At 37.5% G+C, this 6,484-nt stretch carries 9 protein-coding genes; 4 read left to right on the top strand and 5 right to left on the bottom strand.

Annotation, left to right across the window (positions count from 1 at the left end; translation table 11 throughout):
* The 3 genes from O0V13_RS21135 to O0V13_RS21145 all read left to right on the top strand — a co-directional run.
* Positions 1-277: transposase (locus O0V13_RS21135; protein WP_268037007.1), on the top strand; the 277-nt coding region annotated here is incomplete at its 5' end.
* 315 nt (positions 278-592) lie between these two features.
* Positions 593-1,810, top strand: a complete 1,218-nt coding sequence (locus tag O0V13_RS21140) for a S8 family serine peptidase (RefSeq protein WP_268037008.1) — start codon at positions 593-595, stop codon at positions 1,808-1,810.
* A 123-nt stretch (positions 1,811-1,933) separates the two neighbouring features.
* Positions 1,934-2,146: a hypothetical protein gene (locus O0V13_RS21145; protein WP_268037009.1), complete on the top strand. Its 213-nt coding sequence runs from the start codon at positions 1,934-1,936 to the stop codon at positions 2,144-2,146.
* A 28-nt stretch (positions 2,147-2,174) separates the two neighbouring features.
* Here O0V13_RS21145 and O0V13_RS21150 read toward each other — a convergent pair whose 3' ends face one another.
* From O0V13_RS21150 to O0V13_RS21165, 4 genes are all read right to left on the bottom strand, one after another.
* A complete protein-coding gene (locus O0V13_RS21150; RefSeq protein ID WP_268037010.1) occupies positions 2,175-2,879 on the bottom strand; it encodes a tetratricopeptide repeat protein in 705 nt (234 codons plus the stop codon).
* 13 nt (positions 2,880-2,892) lie between these two features.
* Positions 2,893-4,323, bottom strand: a complete 1,431-nt coding sequence (locus O0V13_RS21155) for a CCA tRNA nucleotidyltransferase (protein ID WP_268037011.1) — start codon at positions 4,321-4,323, stop codon at positions 2,893-2,895.
* Entirely contained in the window at positions 4,320-4,790 is a 471-nt protein-coding gene (locus O0V13_RS21160; RefSeq protein WP_268037012.1) for a hypothetical protein, read from the bottom strand. Before O0V13_RS21160 ends, O0V13_RS21155 begins: the two co-directional genes overlap by 4 nt.
* Positions 4,791-4,897: 107 nt before the next feature.
* Positions 4,898-5,236 carry a DUF6249 domain-containing protein gene (locus O0V13_RS21165; protein ID WP_268037013.1) on the bottom strand — a complete coding sequence of 113 codons (339 nt, stop codon included), beginning with the start codon at positions 5,234-5,236 and terminating at the stop codon, positions 4,898-4,900.
* Positions 5,237-5,346: 110 nt separating this feature from the next.
* Between O0V13_RS21165 and O0V13_RS21170 the strand changes: the two genes are divergently transcribed.
* The gene (locus tag O0V13_RS21170) at positions 5,347-5,922 is read left to right on the top strand and encodes an RNA polymerase sigma factor (protein ID WP_268037014.1); all 576 of its coding nucleotides are present in this window, start codon (positions 5,347-5,349) and stop codon (positions 5,920-5,922) included.
* 205 nt (positions 5,923-6,127) lie between these two features.
* Here the strand turns inward: O0V13_RS21170 and O0V13_RS21175 are convergent.
* Positions 6,128-6,484, bottom strand: a 357-nt coding sequence (locus O0V13_RS21175; RefSeq protein WP_268037015.1) for a hypothetical protein, incomplete at its 5' end; no start/stop codon positions are given.

Raw genomic sequence — 6,484 nt, forward strand, 5'->3', positions numbered from 1 at the left:
CTGCCCACTGGCTGCTACTTGTAGACCTGGGATCGGTAACAAGACTCTCAAGGTAAACACCAGACTACAGCAACAAAAAAACAAGGCAAGACAACGACTCACCTCTGAGCAGGGAATCCAGAAGAAAAGGCAACGGGCCACCGATGTGGAACCGGTATTTGCAGACTTCAAACACAACAAAGGAAGGGCTAGGTTTATGTTAAGAGGAGTCGAAAAAGTAGCCATTGAAACCGGATTGATTGCCATTGCCCACAACCTGGCAAAAATGGCAGGATAAGAAGTGGTTTGGGCTGCTTTCAAGGTCAGAGCCCTCCAGATCACTCATATTCTATCAACTCCTTCAAAGCAAAGTATCTAGAGCTAAACTGACCTGTAGTCAAAAAAAATAGAGGTCGATTTATGAAAATCGACCTCTATTGGCTAAAATCGGCTGTCTCTCTTTTTTAACTCTTGTTTTGAGACAGCCTCTTTTTTTATTTTTTTTTGATCATTAGATTTTGGTTTTATAACTTTTTACACCATATTATTACCGTTTATTTTTAGAAAACACCATTAAGCCTAGATTTAATTTTAACCAATCAACCAAAAACCAATGAAACAACTTTGGAGAAAACCCACAATCTACGGAGCAATTGCTCTGGGTGCTATGACATTTGCATGTCAACCACAAGATGACAACCCATCCATTCAAAATGATGATGTAGTAGAATACGTCAAGTATCAAAATGGCGATATCATTCCTGGTAAGTATATCGTAAGACTGAACCCAACTAATATCAATTTCAGAAAGACTAAGAATTATGCAGCGGATACCGAGGCGATGAGAAAAGTTAGTTCAGACTTGTTAGCTAAATACAGAATTTCAGCAGAGAGCATTGAATATGTTTACGGTAGTTCTATAGAAGGCTTCTCAGCTGCTTTAACTGACGAGCAACTTGCAGACCTTTCCAAAGACCCATCTATCAAATACATTGAAAATGACAGATTCTTTGCATTAGCTCCACCAGATGGAAAAGGCCCCAAAGGAGGAGGAGGCTCGACCAGTCAAGAAACTCCTTGGGGAATTACTCGTGTAGGAGGTGGTGCAGCTTATAATGGAGGTGGCAAGGCATTTATCATCGATTCTGGAATTGACTCAAGTCACGAAGACCTAAATGTAGATGCCAGTTTAGGATTTAATGCATTTACTAGTGGAAAAGACGCGGATATACTAGTAGATGGAAACGGACATGGAACTCACGTTTCAGGAACCATCGCTGCTAAAGATAATGAGGTAGGAGTAATTGGAGTGGCCCCTGGTGCTACTGTTATACCTGTAAAGGTTCTAAATAGTCGAGGCAGCGGATCGTATTCTGGAGTTATTGCAGGAATAAACTGGGTAACAAGCCATGGTTCTAATGGAGATGTGGCAAATATGAGTCTAGGAGGTGGATTCTCCCAAGCTGTAAATGATGCAGTAATTTCATTAGGATCCGCAGGCATTCAAGTAGCCCTAGCTGCAGGAAATGAAAGCACAGACGCCAATACTAAATCTCCTGCTAGTGCAAATGGAAACAATATTTATACCGTTGCAGCATTTAAAGAAGGCGACATCTGGGCATCTTTTTCTAATTATGGAAACCCTCCAATTGATTATGCAGCACCAGGCGTCGGAATACTTTCAACTGTACCCGGAGGATATGCAAGCTATAATGGAACATCTATGGCATCTCCACATGTTGCTGGTTTGTTACTCTTGGGAACCATTCATAGTGATGGCACAGTGAACAATGCTCCTTTTGGAGTTAGCTATCCAATCGCACATCATTAATCAACAATTCCACTTCAATAAAAAAAGCGACCTGATCAGGTCGCTTTTTTTCGTTCATTATCAAATCGTTAAGTTTTGATTTCATTATAGGCATTCTATTCTGATTCAGGTACTTTCGCAATTATGGAAGCAGTGGCGAGTTTTTTATTGATTTTAGGGATTTATTTCCTAGGCACAGTAGCAATCATTCAACAAGTGATTCATCCCAAAAGTGAAATGGTTCCTATTCAAGGAACCAAATCAAAAGCTGTCGTAACCAACTATGCTAAAATTTTAGCTTTAAGCTTTCTCTTAGCTTTAGCCACTACCACATTAGCATATTTATTATTTATATAAAAAAACCGGCTTTCGCCGGTTTCATTGTTTATTGTGCTTTCTGCAAATTCTCTTTAGCTAATTCAAATTCTGGAGCTAATTGCACAGCTTCTTCAAACGCTGTTTTTGCTTCAGTTTTAGATCCCTGATCCAAATAAATCATTCCTTTCAAATTCAAAGCAGCCGCCTTCATCGAGATCTCTTGAGTTTCAGTCTGACTCTTAGGGAAACCTATTTTCTCATCAACTTTTGCGTTTTTGATCAGCATATTCACAGAGTTCAAGGCTTCTTCATATCTCTTCAAAGAATATTGGATGAAACCAGACTTATACAAACTGAAATTATCCCCAGTTAATAAGTATAAACTTTCAAAATGAGGTAAAGATCTATCTAGCGCACCTACAGCCTCCAAAGAATATGCAGCAATCTCCAAAGCAGCGATATTCTTATCATTGATTTCAAGGATATCCAAAGCTGTAAGAGCTGCAGACATAGTCTCCCCTGACTCAAAATACAAGGAAGCCAAAGCCTCTTGGAACCTCAAATTCTCCGGGTTCCTTACAATCAATTGATATAATTGCGCTTTTGCTGATTGAGCATCATTATATCTCATCGCCAGCTGAAAAGCTGCTTGGTTTTGAATGTTCAATACATTTTTAGTCTTTGGATCCAATCTTGGGATAGAATCGTTGGTTTGAGCTTTCAATCCATAGCCTGCCATGGCTATTACCAGCATTAGTAATACTCGTTTCATTTTTTATTTAATATTAATTTTCTGATTTTGTTTGAGGAGTTAAGCCTTTAATTTTAGCTATTTCGGCCATTAGTTCTATTGCTTCCTCAGGGTTATTTTGAATTTTGCCCTCCAATATAGCTTCTTTAATTTCTTCTTTTATCTCCCCTACCACTTTTGAAGGCTTCAATCCGAAAGTTTCCATGATTTCTTCACCACTGATAGGAGGCTGGAAATTTCTAACCTGATCTTTTTCTTCTACTTCCTGAAGCTTCCTTTCGACTTTGTCAAAGTTTTCTAGATAGCGCTTTACTTTCTTATTATTCTTAGATGTGACATCGGCTCTACAAAGCTTCATCAAATCATCAATCGCATCTCCAGCATCAAATAATAGCCTTCTTAGCGCAGAATCTGTCACTTCATCTTTTACCAATGCTATTGGCCTCAAATGAAGCCTAACCAATTTCTGAACAAACTTCATACGATCATCCATCGGTAATTTCAGTCTTTTAAAGATGCCAGGAGTCATTCGTGCACCCTTATCTTCATGCCCGTGAAAAGTCCATCCAACTTTTTTGTTAAACCGCTTTGTCGCGGGCTTAGCAATATCATGCAAGATTGCCGCCCACCGCAGCCAAAGGTCACCACTTACTTCTGAAACATTATCCAAGACTTGAAGGGTATGATAGAAATTATCCTTGTGAGATTTATCGTCTACAGAATCTACCCCCTGTAACTCAACCATCTCTGGGAAAAACTCATGAAGAAGTTTGCTTGCAAAAAGCAACTTAAATCCATAAGAAGGCTTTTCACTTAGAATGATCTTATTGAGTTCAGTGATGATCCTCTCTCCCGAAATAATTTGAAGGCGCGGTGCATTTTTGCTGATTGCATAAAAGGTATCGGCATCAATATCGAAACCCAACTGACTGGCAAATCTAACTGCTCTTAACATTCTCAAAGGATCGTCTGAAAATGTCACATCTGGATCTAACGGAGTTTTGATATTCTTTTTTTTCAGGTCCGCCAAACCATCAAATGGATCAAGCAAGTCACCATAGTTCTTAGAATTAAGTGAAATGGCCATTGCATTGATGGTGAAATCTCTTCGTTCCAAATCCTCCTGTAAAGTCCCATCTTCCACGATAGGCTTCCGGCTATCAGAACGGTATGATTCTTTGCGTGCTCCCACAAATTCAAGCTCTGCCTCTTCCAACTTGAGCATTGCAGTTCCAAAGTTTTTAAAAACTGACAACGGAACATGAAAATCAAATTGATTTACCACCTCTTCTGCCAAGGCAATACCACTTCCTACACAGGTGAAATCAAAATCTTTGCACGGTCTACCTAAGATCAAATCTCTTACAAACCCACCAACCACATATGTTTCTAGTCCAAGGTTATTTGCAGCTTTTGCAACCTTTGCAAAAACTTCAACTTGATCCAGTTCCTTTTTGAAATTCATCCTTTGATGATTTTTACATCTCCTTCTGGTCCCAAATAAAACTCCTTGACATTTGGACCGAAAAGGGGGAAATACTTTTTAGTTTCCACATCGGCCTTTGTTTTAGAATTCATTTTTACCAAAACCGGTTGGGAAATCTGAAACAATAACTTATTCCACTCATTATCCCGAATCAATGAAAACCGAATATTTCCATTTACAGGAAGGCTTTCAGGGACTCTAGAATTTGCTGGACTAGAATAAATTGTCGGTTTAGAGGCGTACTCCACTATATCAAGTGAAACCTCTGAAAATTGCTCAGAAATGGTTCTAATTTGAAACAAATCAAAAAGCAAATAAACCCAGTCATTGCCTTTTTCGGGAGTCCAGTTTTCAGGCTTCAATAAAGTAATCGTAATCCCATTCCCCTCCTTGATTGATAGGGAACCTTGATCACGAAATTGCTTAACGAATAAAGATTGGTCCAATGTGATAAATTAATTTTTCACAAAAATAATCAGATTATTGAGAGTGGTCAGAAAACAAAAGACCTCTTCGATTGGAAGAGGTCTATTTGATGTTTTTTCACAAAAAATTATTCACTTTTTGAAAGCTTTCTATTGACAAAAAAACTGGTAACTAGACCGAGGCCAGCAAAAATAAAAATACATGCAGGGAATGACACATCTGAATCCATACCACCTTGTTCCAATAGAGCTCCTACCAAAACCCCTACTCCAATACCTATTGCTAGGAATGCAAAATTCAAAACTACTTCTCCAAAGCCGAATTTCTTTCCAGAGTTAAATAGGGATGCATCTGCGCCTTTTTCGATTAGCGCCATCCTTTCTTTATTTCTTGTAGTAAGGTAAAGATATACGATACCAAAGAGACATGAGAAGACAATAAATGGGATTAAAATTTCTGAAGCCATATTTTTTTAGGTTAGTTTTTCTAGTTGGATGTTTGGGTTTCCTAAAAGGTTACAACTTTCCGTAAAAAAAATCTGTAACTTTTTCTTTCAAGGATGCATCCAAGTATAGAATGAAGTATAAAGCAGACTCTGAGTACATACTTGCTATAAAAAAAGGAGATAGAAAAGCCTTTGGGTCACTGGTCCAAAAACACCAATCCTATGCCTATACACTTGCACTTCGAATTCTCAAAAACCCAGAGGATGCAAAAGAAGCAGCACAGGATTCATTTATCAAGATATTTCACAGTATTCATAAATTTCAGGAAAAATCAGCCTTCAAAACCTGGCTGTATAAAATCGTTTATCATGAGTCTCTAGGGCGGCTTAGAAAAAACAAGAAGCATTTTGTATCACTAGAGGATTTTCAAGAAGATCATACAGAATATATGGATTACCAATCTGGCCTTGAATTATTGGAAGAAAACGATCGAAAAACTATCATACAATTAGCTTTGAATAATTTAAAGCCCGCTGAGTCTGCAATCTTGACATTATATTATCTTGACGAACAATCAATTAAAGAAATTGAAGAGATAACTGACTTCACCGAATCAAATATCAAAATATTGCTCCACCGCGGAAGAAAGAATCTTTTAAAAGAACTAAACAAAACTCATCATAAAGAAGCAATTAGGACATTATGAAGGAGAACATAGATAAAACCAGAGACCCTCTATTCAGATTAATACAAGAGGCAGGTCCTGAGGAAGTAGATTCAGGTTTCTTGCTCTCAGTATTAGATCAACTGGACAAAAAATCAATCCTAACTAGCTACAAACCAATAATTTCTAGGAAATCATGGCTTGTTTTTGGACTTATATTTATAATAATACTACTAATTTCTATTTTTCAGGCTCCAACAGAAACCACTTGGACTGATATATTATATATCTCAAACAATCTAAAATTACCAGCAATTAACATCCAATTACCGTCTATTTCCATTCCCACTATATTTAAAACCAATATAATGGCGCAATCTGTGATTTCTTTTATTATCCTAAGTTTTGCGTTTATAATAATAAGGAATAAGTTAATTGAGTTGAAATAAAAAAAAAGGTGTTTATAAACACCTTTTTTTTTATTTGCTATATATGTCCCGTCCTGAAATAGCGTTACACAAAAAGTAATGTTATGAAAAAGAAGAGTGATTCCCAGTATGTTAAACGGACCCAGCGAGATTACAGCTATTCTTTTAAAATACAA

Source organism: Algoriphagus sp. PAP.12 (genome assembly GCF_026652115.1).
GTDB lineage: Bacteria > Bacteroidota > Bacteroidia > Cytophagales > Cyclobacteriaceae > Algoriphagus.

Bases quoted from the DNA above. Each gene is read 5' to 3' on its own strand.
- O0V13_RS21140 (WP_268037008.1), top strand. From the start codon at position 593: ATGAAACAACTTTGGAGAAAACCCACAATCTACGGAGCAATTGCTCTG.
- O0V13_RS21145 (WP_268037009.1), top strand. From the start codon at position 1,934: ATGGAAGCAGTGGCGAGTTTTTTATTGATTTTAGGGATTTATTTCCTA.
- O0V13_RS21150 (WP_268037010.1), bottom strand. From the start codon at position 2,879: ATGAAACGAGTATTACTAATGCTGGTAATAGCCATGGCAGGCTATGGA.
- O0V13_RS21155 (WP_268037011.1), bottom strand. From the start codon at position 4,323: ATGAATTTCAAAAAGGAACTGGATCAAGTTGAAGTTTTTGCAAAGGTT.
- O0V13_RS21165 (WP_268037013.1), bottom strand. From the start codon at position 5,236: ATGGCTTCAGAAATTTTAATCCCATTTATTGTCTTCTCATGTCTCTTT.
- O0V13_RS21170 (WP_268037014.1), top strand. From the start codon at position 5,347: ATGAAGTATAAAGCAGACTCTGAGTACATACTTGCTATAAAAAAAGGA.